Origin of the sequence: Subsaxibacter sp. CAU 1640 (assembly GCF_023156585.1) — a bacterium.
Classification (GTDB): Bacteria; Bacteroidota; Bacteroidia; order Flavobacteriales; family Flavobacteriaceae; genus JBPOFM01.
Genome location: NZ_JALNMI010000001.1, coordinates 386,137 through 403,877, shown reverse-complemented (window position 1 = coordinate 403,877; position 17,741 = coordinate 386,137). Strand labels below are relative to the sequence as shown.

The window sequence follows — 17,741 nt, the reverse complement described above, 5'->3', positions numbered from 1 at the left end:
AATGTAAGATGTTATTTGATACTTCAAAACTGCCTACTGTTACCGCATATTGCGAACTAGTTAATAGCGTCACCACGCAACATCCTAAATTTTTTCCGAGCTTCTACAGAATAAATACTGTCTTCGTGCTTGAAAATAATTTGTTCGTAAAGTTCTTTAGCTTTTTCAGGCTCTGCCAAATGATTGTTGTAAAGTTCTGCCAGAAAATACAAAGCATCATCAGCCAAAATCTCTTCGGAATAATTGGCAATAATATTCTTATAGTTCGTCACAGCTTTTTCATATTGTTTTTTCTTTTCAAACAATTGCGCTTGCTTCAAAAGTGCTTCATCTTCCACACTTTCTCCTTTGTGTTCGGTCAAAATTTTGCCCAACAAATCAATGGCTTCATCAGTTTTATTCTGAAAGGCCATCAAATCGGCTTTTGCATATAATTTTAGTGCAACGTGAAGGGAATCTTCATATTTATTGTCGGAAATGAGAAGTTTTAAATCCAAAGCATCATTGGCAATGAGTTGCGATGTTGATGATTTGAGTATTTTCAGTTGTGATTCAGCCCATTCAAAATCACCTTTGTAATAACTAGTTTTAGCAACCTTAAAGCGAGCTTCTTGCGAAATGGTACTGTTTTTCAAGTTCGCTTGAATTTGAGAATAGTAAATCAAAGCTTCATTGAATTTTTCCTGCAACACCAGAATGTCTCCGAGTTTCAGCTTTACACTTGCTTCTTGAAATGGAGAAATGTTCAATTTTAAGCTTTTCTTCAAAAAGTTGCTTGCTTCTTGAGGCTGCTTAAGGTAAAAAGCCAAAAAGTTTCCGTAAGAAATTTGAAGAGATAGCGTCTGCTCAAAGGTTCCATAAGTCTCAAAAATGTCTAAATATTTTTTGTTAATAGAAGAAAAATCTTTCTCTTGGGCGTTTTCCACTTCGATATCCAGAAGATATTGATTTGCCAATAGTTTGGTGTCAACGTCCTGTGCTGTTTCCAAGACAAAACTAAAAATCTCAACGGCAGCTTCATCTTGTTCGTCTTCGTTAGCCATTACACCCAATTCTATGATTCTGCTTAAGCTTTCGGGATTTCTTCTATACAAAGCCTTTTCCTGAACAAACGATTTTGAGAAATCCTTTTCCTGTACGAACATCCAACTCAATAATTCATACCAGTAATCGTGAGGTTGCGATTGTAGATTTTTAAGAAGCAATTTTTTTAGAATGAGATTATTTTCATTCTCTTTGTTTTCTGAAACGAAATCACTAAACGCACGTTTAGCGTTATTGATAAAGGCTGGTTTTGTTTCGATATAATCGAGATAATTGGAAAACATTCCTTCCACATCGCCTTGTTCACCATAAATTTGTGCCAATTGAATGTTGAAATTGAGATTTGGATTAAGCTCCATCGCTCTCTTATAAGCTCTAATAGCCTCTTCAAGCAATGAATGGTCTTCAAATTGATGTGCTATGCCGAACACAAAATTTGGATTTTCTTCAATCTTTGAAAATGCTTCATCGTAATATTTTTTAGCAGATGCTACATTTTCCTGCAATTGATAGTTGTAACCAAGCTCCACCAGTAATTGAGGATTGTTGTTAATGGCAATTTTTTCCAAAAGAAGCTGTTGCACCGCATCGTACTGTTTTAACTGCTGATGCGATTTTATGAGTTGGAAAAGGTAATTATTATTCGACGGATTTTTTTGATACAGTTGCTGATAGCCAATGAGTGCTTTTTCAAATTCACCTCTTTTGAAATAATCATCAGAAAGTTGTTCGCTTTGCGAAAAAAGCAAAGTGCTTGTAAATAAAAAGATAAAAGCTAACAACTTGTTCATAGGATGAATTTGTGTAAATATAACAAATGAGAAAGTTTCTTATTGTGAATGTTATGATAAAAAAATGCCTGGACTATCAGTCCAGGCATTACCATCAAAATAAATGTGCTATTAATCATTACTTTAAAATGATTCAATTATTCTGCTAGTGCATTTTCTATGTTTTAGCTTCTAGTGGAGCAAAAATGTGTTTCTAAAATAAAATTTTACTTACCATAACTACTAAAGATGCAAGTAAAACAAGACGCATAATGTTTTTCATAATAAGTAGGTCTTCAAATTACGTCACTAACATCAAAATTATTTTGGAAAAAACAAAAGAAAAGCAAAAAAAATCGTTGAACAACGTAAAATTTTAGCATTTCAACGATTCATCATAGAATTATTCCTACAAATTATATTTTATCAAAGCCCGTATAAGGAACTAAAACATCAGGAATTTTGATGCCATCTTCAGTTTGATAATTTTCTAAAATTCCAGCCAAGACTCTTGGAAGCGCAAGAGAACTGCCGTTGAGTGTGTGAGCCAACTCATTTTTACCTTCAGAATTTTTGAATCGCAGTTTTAAACGATTTGCCTGAAACGTTTCAAAATTTGATACTGAAGAAATTTCCAACCAACGATCCTGCGCTGTTGAAAACACCTCGAAATCATAAGTAAGTGCAGAAGTAAAGCCTAAATCACCACCACATAAACGTAAAATCCTGTAAGGCAATTTTAGTTCTTGCAAGATGGTTTTGACGTGCGCTACCATTTCATCAAGCGCATCATAAGAACGAGAAGGATGCTCGATTCTTAATATTTCAACCTTGTCAAATTGGTGCAAACGGTTCAATCCTCTTACGTGCGCACCATAACTTCCAGCTTCACGACGGAAACAAGGCGTATAACCAGTAATTCCTATTGGCAAATCACTTTCATTAAGCAATTCATCTCTGAAGATATTAGTACCTGGAACTTCGGCCGTCGGAATCAAATAAAGATTGTCAGCAGTAACGTGGTACATTTGTCCTTCTTTGTCAGGCAATTGCCCTGTTCCAAAACCAGAAGCTTCATTAACCAAATGAGGCAATTGATACTCACTATAACCAGCAGCAGTATTTTTATCGAGAAAGTAAGAAATCAATGCACGCTGTAATTTGGCACCTTTTCCTTTGTAAACAGGAAATCCAGCACCTGTAATTTTGTTGCCCAATTCAAAGTCAATGATGTCATACTTTTTTGCCAGTTCCCAATGCGGTAAAGCATCTTTGTGCAAAACAGGAATGTCACCTTCTCTAAAAACCTCTTCATTATCAGTTTCAGAAGTTCCCGCAGGAACCAAAGAGCAAGGTACATTCGGGATTTTATACAAAAGTTGGTTCAAAGCTTCCGCTTTTGCATCAAGTTGTTCTCCCAAAGATTTTGAATCATCTTTTAATTGAACTGTTTTTTCTTTGAGTTTATTGGCTTTATCTGCTTCACCAGATTTGTACAAGTTTCCAATTTCTTTGGACAGGCTGTTGGATTCTGCCAAAACATTGTCCAATTGTGTTTGTAGATTTCGTCGGTCTTCATCCAATGAAATAACTTCGTCTATCATTTGGGTGGCATCGATGTTTCGTTTTGCCAATCCTTTAATAACAGTTTCTTTGTTGTCTCTGATGTAAGATACTTGTAACATTGATTATAAATTTGAAGGCAAAAGTAAATAAATTTTGTACTTCAATTGGCAGTATTTATGGAGGAATTTTCGAATCAATAACTATTATCAAAAATCACTGTCTCCTAGGCTGTTCATCTTGAACGGAAGGGAGCAACCAATCACTGTGTTTTAAAGGGTGCCAATCAACATTTGCTAAATCCACTTGTGGATCAGTAAGACGTTGCATTTTTCCGCTATTAACCTTTATTCTTGAATCCACAAAAACTTTTACATCCATACCTTTTTTGGTGAAATCTTTTTTAAGATATTGCGCAAATTGCCAAATAACATCGGGTTTTGTGCTTGCCGTGCGTTGTTGACTCATTGTGAGATAGTCATTTAAATTTATAGGGATTTCCACGTTGGTTTTTTTGTCCACCACTCGATATGTTGTGTAACCGCTTTTAGAGCGAAGCATCATTCTCCAAGATAATCGATGGCCTTCTTCTGTCCAAAGGACATCATCTTTGAAGAAATGATGGCGAAGGGGCAGCCCTATTTGAATTATAAAATAAAGGATTAAAACAACCATAAAAGGTGTTTTGTAGCTTGGGACAACCACTTCATTTTCAGAATAAAACGGTTTGTTTTTCAAAAATATATTTCGAATGGTTTTTGGTTCGAAAAAGAATACTGAAAATGCTATGGAGAGATATGGAAAAATTCCTATTTGAAATACAAAAGAATTGAACAAATGAAAAAATAGTGATACAAGGAATGCCCATTTTCTCGTCGGTTTAAAAAGAAGTAATGGGATAATTAGTCCATCAAATAGAATTCCCCCGTAACTTAAAACATAATGCAACCATTTTTGTTGTAACAAATCACCAACTAGAGCATAATCGCTTTTACCTCGAAGAATGGTTTCCATAACAGAGGTGTTCAGCCAATCTGGATACAGCTTTGCGATAGATGCATAAGTATAGACAATGAACATTTGTAGAATGAATACCCAACTGCACCATTGAGGCATTGACATATCTTTGATGCTCGGATTTAATTTTGCATCCACCGAAAAATATCTATTGGCAGGTTGAAATACCATAATGGCATTCAAAAGAATCAATAGATAGTAATGGTTGTTATAGGAAGACTTTTGCATTAAATAGGTTGCGGCCCACATCAGCGAAAATGCAATGATGCTCAATCTATATTTGTAACCAATCATCACCAACAGCCCAAAAATTCCCATCACCGCGTAGAACACATACATCCAATTCCCAGGAAGTGGTTGAAGCCACTCAAACCCAATGAATGAAAATGTAAATTTGGGTTGCATCAGGTTTCGACTTACCCAGCCCGTAAAGATAGCTCCAACACTTTCCAGAAAGATCAAAAGCCCAAAAGCGATTCGAAAAACTATGAGAGGGCTATTATCGATACGCTTAAAAAGGAAGTTAACCATGATTTCGAAGTGAATTTATTGTCTCCAATTTATCTTTTTTAAGTTGATCTTGCAACAATTCTACAGACTCAAACTTTTGCTCGTCTCTCAAACGGGATATAAATTCAATTTTGAGAGATTTGCCATAAATGTCTTCATCAAAGTCAAAGAAGTTAACTTCAATTGTTTTGTTGGAACCGCCAACTGTGGGGTTATTGCCGATATTCATCATTCCCAACAAAGGCTCATCGTTCAGGTTTGATTTTATGGCATACACACCATCTTTAGGAATCAATTTATAATCTTCAATCACTTCAATATTAGCAGTTGGGAAGCCGATTTTTTTACCAAGACCTTTACCTTTAACTACAATACCATTTATAAAATAGTTGTAACCGAGATAGGCGTTGGCTACAGTTATGTCGCCTTGGTTTAAAGCTGTTCTTATTTTAGTAGAACTAACAGCAACATCTTCTACATCCTGTGCAGAAATTTCCTCAACAGTAAAGCCAAATTCCTTCCCGAAACCTTTTAAATCATTGATGTCGGCACTTCTGTTTTTTCCAAATTGATGGTCATAACCTATGATAACATGTTTGGCTTGGAGCTCTTCCACCAATATAGTTTTTACAAACTCATGAGCAGACAGATTTGCAAAGTCTTTTGTGAATGGTTTAACTATCATCTCATCTAGGCCTAGATCCTTAAGGATGCTTTCTCGCTCATTTATAGTATTTAATAGTTTTATATCGGAATGTTTTTGTAAAACCATTCTAGGATGGGGAAAAAAAGTCAGCACTACTGATTTTAATTTTTTTTCCTTTCCGGAATTTGTCAGTCTTTTAATGATTTTTTGATGGCCTATATGTACGCCATCAAAAGTACCAATGGTAACGACACTATTACTTTTATAAATTTTAGAATGATGGGTTTTAGGTTGTTGCATTAATATAAAAGGTATTTTACCGTATTATTTGAAATTATGACTTAAACGTTTCAAATTTAGTAAATGAGTATGAAAACATCACCAAATGCCAATTTTTAGAGGATACTATTTTGTTTAAATAGTTCTTCAAAAAATATTTGCTAACATTCACGAAATAAAAGTATTCAACTATTGGGATTACCGATATTTTCAGTATTTTAGGCCCCACCTTAATAAATAAATAAAATTATCATGATTAGAACAATTACCCATAATGCTAAAAATGTTCTATTTGCCGCAATTTTTGCTTTGAGCTGTTCATTTTTATCAGCGCAAGAGAGAACATGTGGAATGGATGCTTATATGCAGCAACAAATGACAGATCCTGAATTTGTCAGAGAATATGAAGCAAATCAATTGAAGTTTAGAGAAGAATTAGAAAAAGTATTGCAAAGAGGTGCTACTTCAAATAGAAGAAACCCTGTTGTTATTCCTGTTGCCGTGCATTTTCCCACGGGCAATGAAGCTAATCGGGCATGTTTAGAGGCACTTGCTCAAAATCAAGTGGATATTTTAAATAAAGACTATACTGCTACAAATACGGATATATCTTTGTGGAATGCTGCTAGTGTGTTTTATCCAGGAGTCAATCTAGGTTCAATAAACTACTATTTCTGTCTAGCAACCATTAATCACCCAACGAATACTGATACAGACTTGGTTGAAGGAGGCCCTGCTGTTACTATTGGGTGGCCTTTTGGAGGTGCGGGAGGAAGTAATACTGACTCAAGATGGTCTGGCTATATGAATTTTGTAATAAGGAATATTAGCGATTTAGGTTTTTCTCCATTGGGTGGAAGTATTGCGGCGGGTCAAGCCGTTACAATGGATAACAATGCTTTTGGTTCAGGTGCTGGTTGTGCGGGATTTGCTCCTGGAGCACCTTACAATCTAGGAAGAACTGTAACGCATGAGTTGGGGCATTTTTATAATTTGAACCATACATTTGGGAACACAAACGGTTGTGGTGCGGATGATGATGGTCTAGCCGATACACCTCAAGTGGCAGCTCCCACTTTTGGATGTCCATCAAATGGTTCAGTTAATGGTTGTGTTTCAGGTCAGAAGGCATTAACAATGAATTATATGGATTATACCAATGATGCTTGCATGTATATGTTTACTGCAGGTCAAGCTGCTGTAATGGATGCTTATTTGAATGTTTTGCAGGCTCAATTTAAACCAAATGTGACAGAATGTACTTTTGGACCAAATTTTACGATGGTTGCATCAAACAGTCCTCAAACCGCCTGTCCATCAGCAGGTTCTGTAACTTATAATTTTACATTTACTTCTCAAGAAGGGTTTAATGAAAATACAGTGTTTTCAGCGATGGGACAGCCTGCAGCAGCAAGTGTTACTTTCAATCCTACTTCTAGAAGTACAACTGGGCCATTTACAATGACCGTTTCTAATTTGGGCAGCGCTCCAATTTCTGATTATACGATTACTGTTACAGGTACTTCAACTTCCATAACAAATACACAAAATGTTGTTTTGAATTTAAGAAATACACCCTGTACATCAAATGGAAATATGAGTTTTAACACCAGCACAACAGGAGTCACTTTCAATACAATAAATAATCTAAATTCTGGTAAATCAGCAGGAGGTTATGGCAATTTCACTGGGCAAGTTACTACGGTTAATAGAAATTCTACATATGCTTTATCAGTAAGGGTGAATACCGACGGTAATTATCCAACTCAAACTAAAGTGTGGATAGATTGGAATCAAAATTGCAGTTTTGGAGATTCTGGTGAGGAATATATTTTAGGAAATGCGGCGAATGTAACAAATGGTCTTACTAGTGCCTCACCTTATTCAATTACGGTTCCGGTTGGAGCAACTTTAGGTAATACCGTGATGCGAGTGGCTACAAAATACGTTAATACTGACGATCCAGGCTTACCTATGGCGTGTTTAACGGGTTATGATGGAGAGACTGAAGATTATACATTGAACGTTGATGTTCAATTGGGCGTTGATGAATTCGGACTAGATAACTTCTCCATTTATCCAAATCCTAACAAAGGACAGTTTAACATCAGTTTGAATTCTGGTTCAAATGATAATGTAAAAGTCACTGTTTACGATATGAGAGGTAGAAAAGTGTATGAAAATGCATTTGAAAATTCCTCAAATTTTAACCAAGTGGTTAAAATGAATAACGTTCAATCTGGAATGTACTTGGTAAAAGTAAGTGATGGCCAGAAACAAGCAACCAAAAAGATTATTGTTGAGTAAGCAATAATTGTAATAAATAAAAAGGAGAGGTTTTTGCCTCTCCTTTTTTTATGATCCATTAAAAGTATTCATGGTGATATTAACACCTGCTGTTCCGAATGATTTTATAAGTTCGGTCGCTTTTTCTAAGCGTTCAGGGAGTTTCTGCGCTTCTGCATCTGTCCAATGACCTAAAACATAGTCTACTTGTCTTCCTTTGCTGAAGGCATCACTGATTCCAAATCGAAAACGATTATAATTAGTGGTTTGCAGTTTATCTTGAATATCTTTCAATCCGTTATGACCACCATCGCTCCCTTTAGTTTTGAGACGAATGGTGCCGAAAGGCAGATTGAGGTCGTCTGTAATGACAAGTAAGTTTTCCAAGGGGATATTTTCTTTATTTAGCCAATACAGCACCGCTTTACCGCTTAAATTCATATAAGTGTTTGGTTTGAGTAAGATAAATGCTCTACCTTTAAATTTATAGATAGCAATATCTCCCAGTTTTTGGGTTTCAAAAGATAGCGATTCTTGTTTTGCCAAGAAATCCAAAACTTTAAAACCAATGTTATGACGTGTATTGGAATAATCGTCACCTATGTTTCCTAAACCAACAATTAGATATTTTTTCATATCATTTTCTTCAGAAGCTTTTCTGTATTTAGAACGACTAAAAAGATTGTACAAAAGCTTAAACATAATTTTGGGTAAAAATAAAAAAGCATCCTGAAATATCAGAATGCTTTAAATGTAATATTAAATCGAATGATTTATTCTTGTCCTTCTGAAGATGTTTCTGTAGTAGCTTCTGCAGTCTCTCCAGCTTCAGCTGCAGCCTCTTCAGCCGCTGCTTCTTCCTGTTCTTCTTCAAATTCAGCAACACTTGCTCTAGAACGTCTCACTTGACACACCACGGTGTTGTCTGGATGTAAAAATTTGTAATCAGGATTAACCAAAGAAGTAATGTAAAGTTTACTTCCAATTCTTAACGGAGTGATATCAGCCTCAATAAAATCGGGTAAATTGGCAGGCAAAGCCTTCACTTTCAACTTACGTTGATTTCTACGAAGAACACCTCCGTTTAACACACCTCTGGATGTACCAATAATATGTACTGGAATTTCCATGGTGATTTCTCTATCTTCAAATAACTGATAGAAATCTATATGTAAGATTCTGTCTGTTACAGGATGAAACTGGATGTCTTGCATAATAGCATTGTAAGACGTTCCGTTTTCTAGCTCAATCACAACTGTATGCGCATTCGGCGTATAAACCAGTTTAGAGAAAGCCAATTCAGGTGCAGAGAAATGCACTGGTTTGTCTCCTCCGTATAATACGCAAGGAACCTGACCAGCATTACGTAAGGCTTTTGTTGATGTTTTGCCCACGCTTTCTCTTTGAGATCCATTGATTGTAATTGATTTCATTGTTTGTGTTTATATTAATATTAATTTACATTAAAAATTTAGAGCTGATAGACTTGTTGTAATGTACATTGTGCATTACTCCTGCAAATAGATCAGCGCAGCTAATCACTCTGATTTTATCACATTTTTGTTTTAACGGAATAGAATCAGTGACAATTAACTCTTCAAGCTTAGAATTCTCCAAACGTTCATAAGCATTGCCAGATAAAATAGGATGTGTACAAATTGCTCTGACACTCAAAGCGCCCCTTTCCATCATTAAATCAGCAGCTTTTGTTAAAGTTCCGGCCGTGTCCACCATGTCATCTACTAAAACCACGTTCTTACCAGTAACATCACCTATCAATTCCATGTGAGAAATAACATTGGCCTTTGCGCGTTGCTTATAACAAATCACTACGTCACTTTCCAAAGCTTTTGAATAGGCATATGCTCTTTTGGAACCTCCCATATCTGGAGATGCAATAGTCAAATTGTCAAGGTTCAAACTTTGCAAATAAGGTAAAAACACAGTAGATGCAAATAAATGATCCACTGGTTTTTCAAAGAAACCTTGAATTTGGTCAGCATGCAAATCCATCGTGATGATCCTAGTAGCACCTGCTGCTTCTAGCATTTTAGCTACCAATTTTGCCGCAATGGGCACTCTTGGTTTATCTTTTCTATCTTGTCTTGCCCAGCCAAAATATGGCAATACTGCTGTAATATGTCGAGCAGACGCACGTTTGGCGGCATCAATCATCAACAACATTTCCATTAAATTTTGAGGTCCAGGATGAGTAGACCCAATAATGAAAATTCGCGTTCCTCTTATTGATTCTTCATAAGAAGGTTGAAACTCACCATCACTGTAGGTTGATGTTATGACATTACCTAGAGGAGCACCAAAAGTGGCTGCGATTTTTTCAGCAAGTTCAGTGCTTTGTGAACATGCAAAAATTTTAGCTTCTGTAGCAACTTCGGGCATTGATAAAAGTTTGTTTTATAACGAATTAATCGTTGTTTTGATTATCAGGCTGCAAATTTAGGAATTTATTTGGACTGCTAAAGCATAAAAGTCACAAATTTTAATTGTTAGTTATAAAATATTTTATAATTTTGCAGTCCAATAATTCAATAATGCTCAAGTGGCGGAATTGGTAGACGCGCTGGATTCAAAATCCAGTTCTTCGGAGTGTGGGTTCGATTCCCACCTTGAGTACATTTAATTCTTTAGAACGCCCTATTTACAATAAGTTTGTAGATAGGGTTTTTTATTTGTGCCGACATAGTGTACAACATTTAATCAAAACCTAAAAAATCTTATCTATTTTATATAGATAAAAATCCTTGCTGATGTTTTGATGCTAGTTTCAAAAAGTTGTTACCTGAATTGAATATAGATGTTATATCCTTTAATGATAGTTCGCGAGGTAAAATGCTCTTTGGGATTTGGGATAAATATTCCAAATAATAAAAATGTACGCATAAGAACAAAGCTCCAACTGAATGCAAGACATTTTCCAAAGTAGCCAGGTGATAGTATTCATTTCTACTATGTTTGACTAATTGATAGTCTTTCCACCATTTAGGCGTAGTGTCTTTTTTCCAATCAACCCACGGCGTTACTGTTTTTTTAAAACCAATATTCACAATCTCATCAAGCATTTGAGGCCTTTCAGGTTTAATTATATTTCTATACTGCGTTATATTTCGTGGCTCCGAACTATCGTTTAAAATCTTGCAGAACTCTTTTAAAACCACCTCAATTTCTGAACAAGTTGATAAATACAGTCGCACCAATTCTATAGAATAAGTGTTTAGGTTGTTGTCATTTAACTCAATATACCTTGATAACGTTTTTAAATCGAATTCTATGGCATACATAAAATCCCAGTAATGCATTTGAAAATCACTATTTAAATTATGTTCCATAACTCGTCAATTTTATTAAAGATATGAAAATATAAATATTGATTTAATCGAAGTAACCCCCCCCTAATAAAAAATTGTCGTGTATAAAATTCTGACTAAACAGCGATGTAGGAGCAATATTTATCGTAGTGATTTTACCCCATATCCCTTTAATAAATCAAAATCATTTTAGCGAAAGGTATATACACTATCTTTTAAATTATAGTATTAATTATATTATATAATACACCTGTAGGTTAATACCAATGCACCTGTAGGTTAATACCAATACACCTGTAGGTTAATACCAATGCACCTGTAGGTTAATAGTATTAAGAACACTTTTTAAAGAAATCAATGGTATCTCTTTCAATATCATTTCGAGTTGTCCATATCTCATTATTGCAATCACAAACAAATATTTTATTGTTTAAATTGTCAAAGAATACAAACCCAGCGTCCTTGTCGAAGTCTTTATTAACACTTAACAACCTTTTAAAATTGTCGTGTTCAATATTTAGAAAAGTTTTGTTTGAAAGGTTTGAAATACTCTTGTTTATATGTTTTATTGTCACATTAAACGTTGATGCAAAGTACTGGTCATTGGCATAACACGGAGCCTTTATACTTAAGCCTTTAATCAAACAGAATAGTTCGCGCTCAAATGGAGTTAGAAAAATAGGAGATTTTCTGTTTGAGGTCATTTTTATTAACCACGTTGGTATGGTTATATATTGTTCTTTTTGTGTATCTTGTTTTCGGTAATTCATAAGTATCGATTTTGTATATTGCCATTGTTTTAACGTGGTCCGTTATTACAAACATTTGAACAAACTAAAGAGCTGTTTAACGGCTCTTTTTTTGTTGCAGGATGTTCTTTGATGTGGTCTTTGATAAAGTGTTTTAAAATCTGTTTTTTCCTAATGTAGAAGTCTTTGAAGATATCAACAATCAAATAAGAATGTATGTCAGCACTTTGAACTATCACCAAATGTTGAGGTGTCTCAAAGTTTTTGCCTTTGGCTGTTTTAGTGGAAAGGTTTAATTCCCTCGATATATTGCCCTCAAGAATATAGTTGAAGTCTGTTTTTGCTAATCCAGTACGTGCGCACCTTTTCCAGTTGGTGTCATTTCTGAAATAAAGCCAGTAATCAAAATACCTACTTCTATCGTGAAAGCCGTTATCAAGTTCAAGTCTCACAATTGGAGTGAACAAAGGTTCATCAATAACCTCATCATTGGCCAGTAGATTATATTCAATGATTGTATCATTTACTTTAGATGAGGTCTTTGAATAGATAGCCCTCAAAAATTCAATTTCGGCCGTTTTCATCACTTCGATTTGTTGGAGCTGTAAATAGTCTCGGTAATCTCTTTACGACTGAAATACGTTTTGTTACCCATCTTATAAGGATGTAATATGCCTTTGTTAATCCAGTCGTGTAATGTTACCAACGATATTTTAAGAAGTTTAGCCGTTTCATTCCGTGACATAAATTCTTCCGGTTCTTTTGGCGTGAAGTTCTTTTTAAGGTCATCTAATTGCTCTTTTAATTTCTCATCAATTAGATTAGCCAATGCGTTTGGACTGGTGTTTAAAAATTGGATTGTTTCCATAACTCAAAACATTTAAAATTAAAGTTATGGCAAAATTGAGTAGTGATTAATTCAATATTATATCAATCTAATTCATTTGTTTTGAAGTGATAGAAATTCCTTATAAAGTTCTATTAGATGTCGTTCGTGAGTTAAATAAATTGGATTGTCGGAGTTGTCAAAATTCAATCTACTGAATTTTTGAGGTAGTGATGTGTATTCTCTAACAAAAGACTGGTATTCTACAGCTGTAGCCCTTATGAGGTTTTTATATCTCAAAAAATGATACAGAATTGTATATTTAGTTGTTAACGCCCTATCCTTGTCGGTAAAATGAGTATTCAGATAATCAAATGCATCTAATCCAGTTTCAAAAAAATGCCTTTCGTGTTTATTTCGTACGGCTCTAACTTCAATACTGTTTAAAATAAATTCCCTCAATCTTACAAACTGGTAATAGTTGAATTCCTGATTAACTCTTTCAGCCCAGTATTCAAATTGTCGATTAGGCAAGTATTCATTAGGATAATTATAGTCGGAATTTACCATTAATACGCCGTTTATAGTGCCTAAAACGTCTTGTATTCTATTGTCGATGTGTTCTAACAGCTCTTTTTTTAAAACCTCATCGCAACGATTTACTCGTTCTGGAATTTCAGAAATTGCCCTTAAGTGGTCTTGCAATTCTCGATAACTGGTTTTAAGTGTATTATTTGACATTTGAACAAAAGTATTTATTGGCTATTTTGCCATTGTTCGTAGTTCTTAAAGAGTTTTCTGCCTGTGATGTATTCAACTTGAGTATTCAGATAATCAAATGCATCTTTATTGGTTTTATATTGTGGCAAAAGGTCAAAATATGTATTGAAAAAACCTATTGGTGTTGTTATGTCTTTTGATGTTTTCACGCTGTTTGTGTTTTAATTAGATTTAGATGAGGTTTTTGAAGTTTCTTTTGTTCCTGGACTTGCCAAAATTCGTGTAAAACATTGGCGTTGTCCTTTGCCGTTTTGCCTATGTAGTTCAAAAACATTTTTTCGGTTGTATGTCCAGTAACAGCCATTATAACAGGCGTAGGTAGTTGTCCGTAATGGTTAGTGGCAAAAGAACGACGGCAAATGTGAGTAGAAACTAATTCGTATTTCGGGTAATGGCCGTTTTCTTTTCGCCAAATTTTATTTTTAACCTCAACTTGTTTGGATCCTTTGACAACCTCATTTAGTCCAGCTGTCTTACAAACAATCTTTATATAGTCATTGAGTTTTTGGCTCGAAATCTCTTTAGGAAATTCGCCGTTGAGGTTTTCTAAAATTTCTCTAACGTGTGGATGCAAAGGCAAAATGATTTTTTGTCCAGTCTTTTTGGCTGTATATTCAATAAAACCGTTTTGGATGTTGTTTTTAGTGAATTTTAAAAGGTCGCTAACACGTGCGCCAGTCCATAGGCCAATGATTAGCCAGTTTCTCGCATTATCCAAATAAGGTGTATTGCTGAAATCGTGTTTAAAAATCGTGTCGATTTCGGTTTTTGATAGCGTGATAAAATTAACAGGTTCTTTAGTTGGTCTAAATTCGCCATTTAGCACTACTGGATTAATCTTGATGCCGTATTTTTTAGCATCTATGCATATCGTTTTGATATAATTGATATAACGGCCAGTAGTATTTAGGTTAAGATTTTCAACTTTGATTAGATAGTTTTTGAAATCCTTGTAAAACTTCAAATCAATCATTTCAAAGGTGTATCGTTTCTTTTGATGAGTTTCAAAGGCGGTAACTTTATTGATGATGGTGTTATAGCGTTTAAGAGTGTTACTGGTCACGCCAGTTTTACCAGTCGATTGTACTTTTGAAGTCAAATTGTCTTTGTAGTACTGTGAATAATCCAAAAAGTAATTCAAATCGGTTTTACCGTCTTGCTGAAAATACTGTTTTACGGTTTGGTTTAGCCATTCGGCGTTAATGATGCCACCTTTTGAATAATGTTCGTTAAAACTGTTTAAAATAGCCGTCTTTAATCCGTTGAGGTCGTTTTGTAGGTTCTTTTTATCGGCGTATTCTGAAATTTGTTTAACAGCTCCTTTGGTTGCATTCCAGTATTTCGGATTTATGAGTAAAGAAGTTGAGCGTTTTAAATCGATTTTACGGCCTTGAGTGAAGCGTAAATAAATTGTCGTAGGGTTTTGGTTTCCCTTAATGAAGTACTTTAAAGAAGCCATTATTTATAATCTAACATTTGAACAAATCAAATATAGTCTAAAATTCCATAGTGCCGACATAGTGTACAACATTTACCTAATTTAGATTAATTATTTAGAACCTCAACTAATTTTAATAACATCGCAAAACGTTTGTAAGTAGTAATAAAATAAGGGTGTTGTATGTATTTTTAGAGCGTTTAAGAAACTATCAAAATTAAATAGGTTCAATTCCCACCTTGAGTACAAAAGCCTTAACAGAAATGTTGAGGCTTTTTTTTATTCTGTGTCTGAATATGTTTCTAATTGAACGCGATTTTTATGAGTAATTAATGCGCTTTTGAGGATGCCATTAGTTTCTGCAGTTTCCTTTTGGGGAATTAAAAACCTTTCCAAGTCAATGGAATGTACTATTTGTTCAGATTTTTCTATAAATCCATAGCCTAAATACGCACCATTTTTAATTAAGATGAACGCTTCTTCTTCAATATTTCGCCCTTTTTCCTTCAATATCAAATTTTCGTTGGAAGAATGTATATGATTTAGTGCTAAATTGACACGTTCATTATAATTCATAACTGATTCTTCATCTCTACAAACGCCTTTGCAATTCGTCAATTTATAATGAGAACAGGTCCAAACACTTTCTTGTAGATGACAATATTTTGGACATAATTCAAATTGCTCACAAATTTGCTCTAAATAAAGTCGGCAATCTCTAATACTATGAAATACCTGCAACGGATTTGGAGTAGCTTTTAAAGTATTGAAAGCTAAATGTATGACGCCTCGTCTGTCTTCATAACTGAAAATGGCATAAGGTTTTGGAGGACGTTTTGCGGCACGATTGTAAATAGGAAAATGATGTTTTATGGCAGCATCTTCCATAAGTCGAGCGATGAGGTCGCTACCGGAAAGTTCAAAATCGATATCAGCCGTTTCACGACAGAGGTTCAGTTCCTTGTCAGATTTATCATAGAAATGGCCAAGCACACGCTTTTTAAGGTTGATGGCTTTCCCGACATAAATAATTTTACCTTTTTTATTTTTGAAATAATAAATACCTGGCGCATTTGGAATATCATTAAATACTTGACTTTCCAAATGTGGCGGAAGTGTAGCCTCCTTGGAGTTTTTCTTTAAAAATGAAGCAATTGTCTTTTTTGAATATTGATGTGCCAAAATCTGTTCGAAAAGTATTGTAGTCGCTTCGGCATCGCCTCTTGCACGATGTCTATCAACCAAATCAATATTCAATGAATTGCATAATTTCCCCAAACTGTAAGAGCGAAAACCCGGAAACAAACTCCTTGAAAGTCGTACGGTACAGAGTTTTTTTCTTCTGAAATCAATATCAATCGCTTTAAACTCATTACGAATCACATTGTAATCGAAGTTGACATTGTGCGCCACGAAAATGCTATCCTTCGTAATGTCAAGGATATCTTGGGCTATATCAGAAAATGTTGGTGCATTGGCTACCATAGCGTTATCAATGCCAGTCAATGCTGTGATGTAGTCAGGAATTAAGGCTTCTGGGTTGACGAGTGATGTAAATTCGTCAATCACTTGCTCACCATCGTGTTTAAAAATGGAAATTTCAGTGATTTTGTTGCCACGTCCAGTGGTTTCTACATCGATAATGGTATATATAACCTTGGTTTTTGCCATTATGCAATATTTTGAACGGCTTCCAATTCTACTTTTAATTCTTGAAACATCGTCATAATACTACTCAATTTCAACTCTTTCTCGTCATATTCCTGTGTATTGATGCAGCAAGTGAATTCCCAAACTTCCAACACGTTTTCAATAGAAACTTCGTAGGGTTGATAAGCTTTGTTATCACTACTTAAAAGTAACGATTGTTTCTCCTGAATCAAATTATAGATACGTTTATAAACCAAGCCATCCTCTTTTGTTAAAATAATGTAGGTGCGACCGTTTTTGATATCTTGTATGTCTTCAACAAATTTTGCAACCACAAATGAACCATCTTTCACTGGCAACATAGAATCTCCTTTGATGGGAAACGCACGATGCGTACCTGTCGGGAGGAAAGGCAATTTTATCTTTTGAAGTTGTTCAATGTATTCTGGGTCATCATAACCAGCTAAATAACCTGCGGAAGCCGACGTCGGGATAATTTCGATGAGGTCTTCATTGTTTTCATTGACAGTTACGGGAAATAGAACGCGCTTATTGCCAATTTCAATAAATGAAGTGTCTTTTGCCAATCGTAAATCATTTCTCACCAAAATATCAATAGGAATATTGAAATAGTTTGACAAATCAATCAATCGGTCAATGGGTGGCTCGGAGCGACCTTCTTCGTAAGAACCTACAATGGAACGCGACCAGCCCAATTCGTCTGCAAAACGCTCTTGGGAAAGTTCCTTTAAAGCTCTCAAATGCTTAAGGTTGGCTTGGATATATTTCATTTTAACACTATTTGCTACAAATGTAAGCAACTACAACTACATATAATAGCTAAATTTGTTAAAAAT

At 34.9% G+C, this 17,741-nt stretch carries 17 protein-coding genes and 1 tRNA gene; 2 read left to right on the top strand and 16 right to left on the bottom strand.

What is annotated here, in order from left to right:
* Nucleotides 1–56 precede the first annotated feature (56 nt).
* The 4 genes from M0G43_RS01735 to M0G43_RS01720 form a co-directional block, all read right to left on the bottom strand.
* Nucleotides 57–1,835 carry a tetratricopeptide repeat protein gene (locus M0G43_RS01735; RefSeq protein ID WP_248022922.1) on the bottom strand — a complete coding sequence of 593 codons (1,779 nt, stop codon included), beginning with the start codon at nucleotides 1,833–1,835 and terminating at the stop codon, nucleotides 57–59.
* A gap of 395 nt (nucleotides 1,836–2,230) precedes the next feature.
* On the bottom strand, nucleotides 2,231–3,499 hold the full coding sequence (gene serS / locus M0G43_RS01730; RefSeq protein ID WP_248022915.1) for a serine--tRNA ligase: 1,269 nt from the start codon (nucleotides 3,497–3,499) through the stop codon (nucleotides 2,231–2,233).
* Nucleotides 3,500–3,593: 94 nt separating this feature from the next.
* Nucleotides 3,594–4,925 carry an HTTM domain-containing protein gene (locus tag M0G43_RS01725; protein WP_248022905.1) on the bottom strand — a complete coding sequence of 444 codons (1,332 nt, stop codon included), beginning with the start codon at nucleotides 4,923–4,925 and terminating at the stop codon, nucleotides 3,594–3,596.
* A complete protein-coding gene (locus M0G43_RS01720) occupies nucleotides 4,918–5,850 on the bottom strand; it encodes a bifunctional riboflavin kinase/FAD synthetase (protein ID WP_248022903.1) in 933 nt (310 codons plus the stop codon). The genes M0G43_RS01725 and M0G43_RS01720 overlap by 8 nt, the downstream gene beginning before the upstream one ends.
* A gap of 231 nt (nucleotides 5,851–6,081) precedes the next feature.
* Between M0G43_RS01720 and M0G43_RS01715 the strand changes: the two genes are divergently transcribed.
* A complete protein-coding gene (locus M0G43_RS01715; RefSeq protein WP_248022900.1) occupies nucleotides 6,082–8,136 on the top strand; it encodes a T9SS type A sorting domain-containing protein in 2,055 nt (684 codons plus the stop codon).
* A gap of 48 nt (nucleotides 8,137–8,184) precedes the next feature.
* On the opposite strand, the gene pth is transcribed toward M0G43_RS01715, so the two are convergent.
* The 3 genes from pth to M0G43_RS01700 all read right to left on the bottom strand — a co-directional run bounded on the left by pth (nucleotide 8,185) and on the right by M0G43_RS01700 (nucleotide 10,515).
* Complete coding sequence (pth, locus tag M0G43_RS01710; RefSeq protein WP_248022898.1) at nucleotides 8,185–8,817, bottom strand: aminoacyl-tRNA hydrolase; 633 nt, start codon at nucleotides 8,815–8,817, stop codon at nucleotides 8,185–8,187.
* 71 nt (nucleotides 8,818–8,888) lie between these two features.
* The gene (locus tag M0G43_RS01705) at nucleotides 8,889–9,548 is read right to left on the bottom strand and encodes a 50S ribosomal protein L25/general stress protein Ctc (RefSeq protein ID WP_248022890.1); all 660 of its coding nucleotides are present in this window, start codon (nucleotides 9,546–9,548) and stop codon (nucleotides 8,889–8,891) included.
* A 25-nt stretch (nucleotides 9,549–9,573) separates the two neighbouring features.
* On the bottom strand, nucleotides 9,574–10,515 hold the full coding sequence (locus tag M0G43_RS01700; protein WP_248022882.1) for a ribose-phosphate pyrophosphokinase: 942 nt from the start codon (nucleotides 10,513–10,515) through the stop codon (nucleotides 9,574–9,576).
* A gap of 154 nt (nucleotides 10,516–10,669) precedes the next feature.
* On the opposite strand from M0G43_RS01700, the gene M0G43_RS01695 reads away from it, so the two are divergent.
* Nucleotides 10,670–10,749, top strand: a tRNA-Leu gene (locus M0G43_RS01695).
* Nucleotides 10,750–10,859: 110 nt separating this feature from the next.
* On the opposite strand, the gene M0G43_RS01690 is transcribed toward M0G43_RS01695, so the two are convergent.
* From M0G43_RS01690 to M0G43_RS01650, 9 genes are all read right to left on the bottom strand, one after another.
* Nucleotides 10,860–11,462, bottom strand: a complete 603-nt coding sequence (locus tag M0G43_RS01690) for a hypothetical protein (RefSeq protein ID WP_248022879.1) — start codon at nucleotides 11,460–11,462, stop codon at nucleotides 10,860–10,862.
* A 311-nt stretch (nucleotides 11,463–11,773) separates the two neighbouring features.
* On the bottom strand, nucleotides 11,774–12,211 hold the full coding sequence (locus M0G43_RS01685) for a hypothetical protein (protein WP_248022876.1): 438 nt from the start codon (nucleotides 12,209–12,211) through the stop codon (nucleotides 11,774–11,776).
* A gap of 29 nt (nucleotides 12,212–12,240) precedes the next feature.
* Nucleotides 12,241–12,774, bottom strand: a complete 534-nt coding sequence (locus M0G43_RS01680) for a hypothetical protein (protein ID WP_248022873.1) — start codon at nucleotides 12,772–12,774, stop codon at nucleotides 12,241–12,243.
* Nucleotides 12,774–13,058 carry a helix-turn-helix domain-containing protein gene (locus tag M0G43_RS01675; protein ID WP_248022870.1) on the bottom strand — a complete coding sequence of 95 codons (285 nt, stop codon included), beginning with the start codon at nucleotides 13,056–13,058 and terminating at the stop codon, nucleotides 12,774–12,776. The genes M0G43_RS01680 and M0G43_RS01675 overlap by 1 nt, the downstream gene beginning before the upstream one ends.
* A gap of 72 nt (nucleotides 13,059–13,130) precedes the next feature.
* On the bottom strand, nucleotides 13,131–13,757 hold the full coding sequence (locus M0G43_RS01670) for a hypothetical protein (protein WP_248022868.1): 627 nt from the start codon (nucleotides 13,755–13,757) through the stop codon (nucleotides 13,131–13,133).
* Nucleotides 13,758–13,771: 14 nt separating this feature from the next.
* Nucleotides 13,772–13,945, bottom strand: a complete 174-nt coding sequence (locus M0G43_RS01665; RefSeq protein ID WP_248022867.1) for a hypothetical protein — start codon at nucleotides 13,943–13,945, stop codon at nucleotides 13,772–13,774.
* Nucleotides 13,942–15,255, bottom strand: coding sequence for a site-specific integrase (locus M0G43_RS01660; RefSeq protein WP_248022866.1), 1,314 nt, complete (start codon nucleotides 15,253–15,255; stop codon nucleotides 13,942–13,944). The genes M0G43_RS01665 and M0G43_RS01660 overlap by 4 nt, the downstream gene beginning before the upstream one ends.
* A gap of 258 nt (nucleotides 15,256–15,513) precedes the next feature.
* Entirely contained in the window at nucleotides 15,514–16,905 is a 1,392-nt protein-coding gene (locus M0G43_RS01655) for an exonuclease domain-containing protein (RefSeq protein WP_248022864.1), read from the bottom strand.
* Entirely contained in the window at nucleotides 16,905–17,675 is a 771-nt protein-coding gene (locus tag M0G43_RS01650) for an XRE family transcriptional regulator (RefSeq protein WP_248022851.1), read from the bottom strand. Before M0G43_RS01650 ends, M0G43_RS01655 begins: the two co-directional genes overlap by 1 nt.
* Nucleotides 17,676–17,741: the final 66 nt, after the last annotated feature.

What these genes read in the sequence shown, in the direction of transcription:
- M0G43_RS01735 (WP_248022922.1), bottom strand. Translation starts at nt 1,835, where the DNA reads ATGAACAAGTTGTTAGCTTTTATCTTTTTATTTACAAGCACTTTGCTT.
- serS (WP_248022915.1), bottom strand. Translation starts at nt 3,499, where the DNA reads ATGTTACAAGTATCTTACATCAGAGACAACAAAGAAACTGTTATTAAA.
- M0G43_RS01725 (WP_248022905.1), bottom strand. Translation starts at nt 4,925, where the DNA reads ATGGTTAACTTCCTTTTTAAGCGTATCGATAATAGCCCTCTCATAGTT.
- M0G43_RS01720 (WP_248022903.1), bottom strand. Translation starts at nt 5,850, where the DNA reads ATGCAACAACCTAAAACCCATCATTCTAAAATTTATAAAAGTAATAGT.
- M0G43_RS01715 (WP_248022900.1), top strand. Translation starts at nt 6,082, where the DNA reads ATGATTAGAACAATTACCCATAATGCTAAAAATGTTCTATTTGCCGCA.
- pth (WP_248022898.1), bottom strand. Translation starts at nt 8,817, where the DNA reads ATGTTTAAGCTTTTGTACAATCTTTTTAGTCGTTCTAAATACAGAAAA.
- M0G43_RS01705 (WP_248022890.1), bottom strand. Translation starts at nt 9,548, where the DNA reads ATGAAATCAATTACAATCAATGGATCTCAAAGAGAAAGCGTGGGCAAA.
- M0G43_RS01700 (WP_248022882.1), bottom strand. Translation starts at nt 10,515, where the DNA reads ATGCCCGAAGTTGCTACAGAAGCTAAAATTTTTGCATGTTCACAAAGC.
- M0G43_RS01690 (WP_248022879.1), bottom strand. Translation starts at nt 11,462, where the DNA reads ATGGAACATAATTTAAATAGTGATTTTCAAATGCATTACTGGGATTTT.
- M0G43_RS01685 (WP_248022876.1), bottom strand. Translation starts at nt 12,211, where the DNA reads ATGAATTACCGAAAACAAGATACACAAAAAGAACAATATATAACCATA.
- M0G43_RS01680 (WP_248022873.1), bottom strand. Translation starts at nt 12,774, where the DNA reads ATGAAAACGGCCGAAATTGAATTTTTGAGGGCTATCTATTCAAAGACC.
- M0G43_RS01675 (WP_248022870.1), bottom strand. Translation starts at nt 13,058, where the DNA reads ATGGAAACAATCCAATTTTTAAACACCAGTCCAAACGCATTGGCTAAT.
- M0G43_RS01670 (WP_248022868.1), bottom strand. Translation starts at nt 13,757, where the DNA reads ATGTCAAATAATACACTTAAAACCAGTTATCGAGAATTGCAAGACCAC.
- M0G43_RS01660 (WP_248022866.1), bottom strand. Translation starts at nt 15,255, where the DNA reads ATGGCTTCTTTAAAGTACTTCATTAAGGGAAACCAAAACCCTACGACA.
- M0G43_RS01655 (WP_248022864.1), bottom strand. Translation starts at nt 16,905, where the DNA reads ATGGCAAAAACCAAGGTTATATATACCATTATCGATGTAGAAACCACT.
- M0G43_RS01650 (WP_248022851.1), bottom strand. Translation starts at nt 17,675, where the DNA reads ATGAAATATATCCAAGCCAACCTTAAGCATTTGAGAGCTTTAAAGGAA.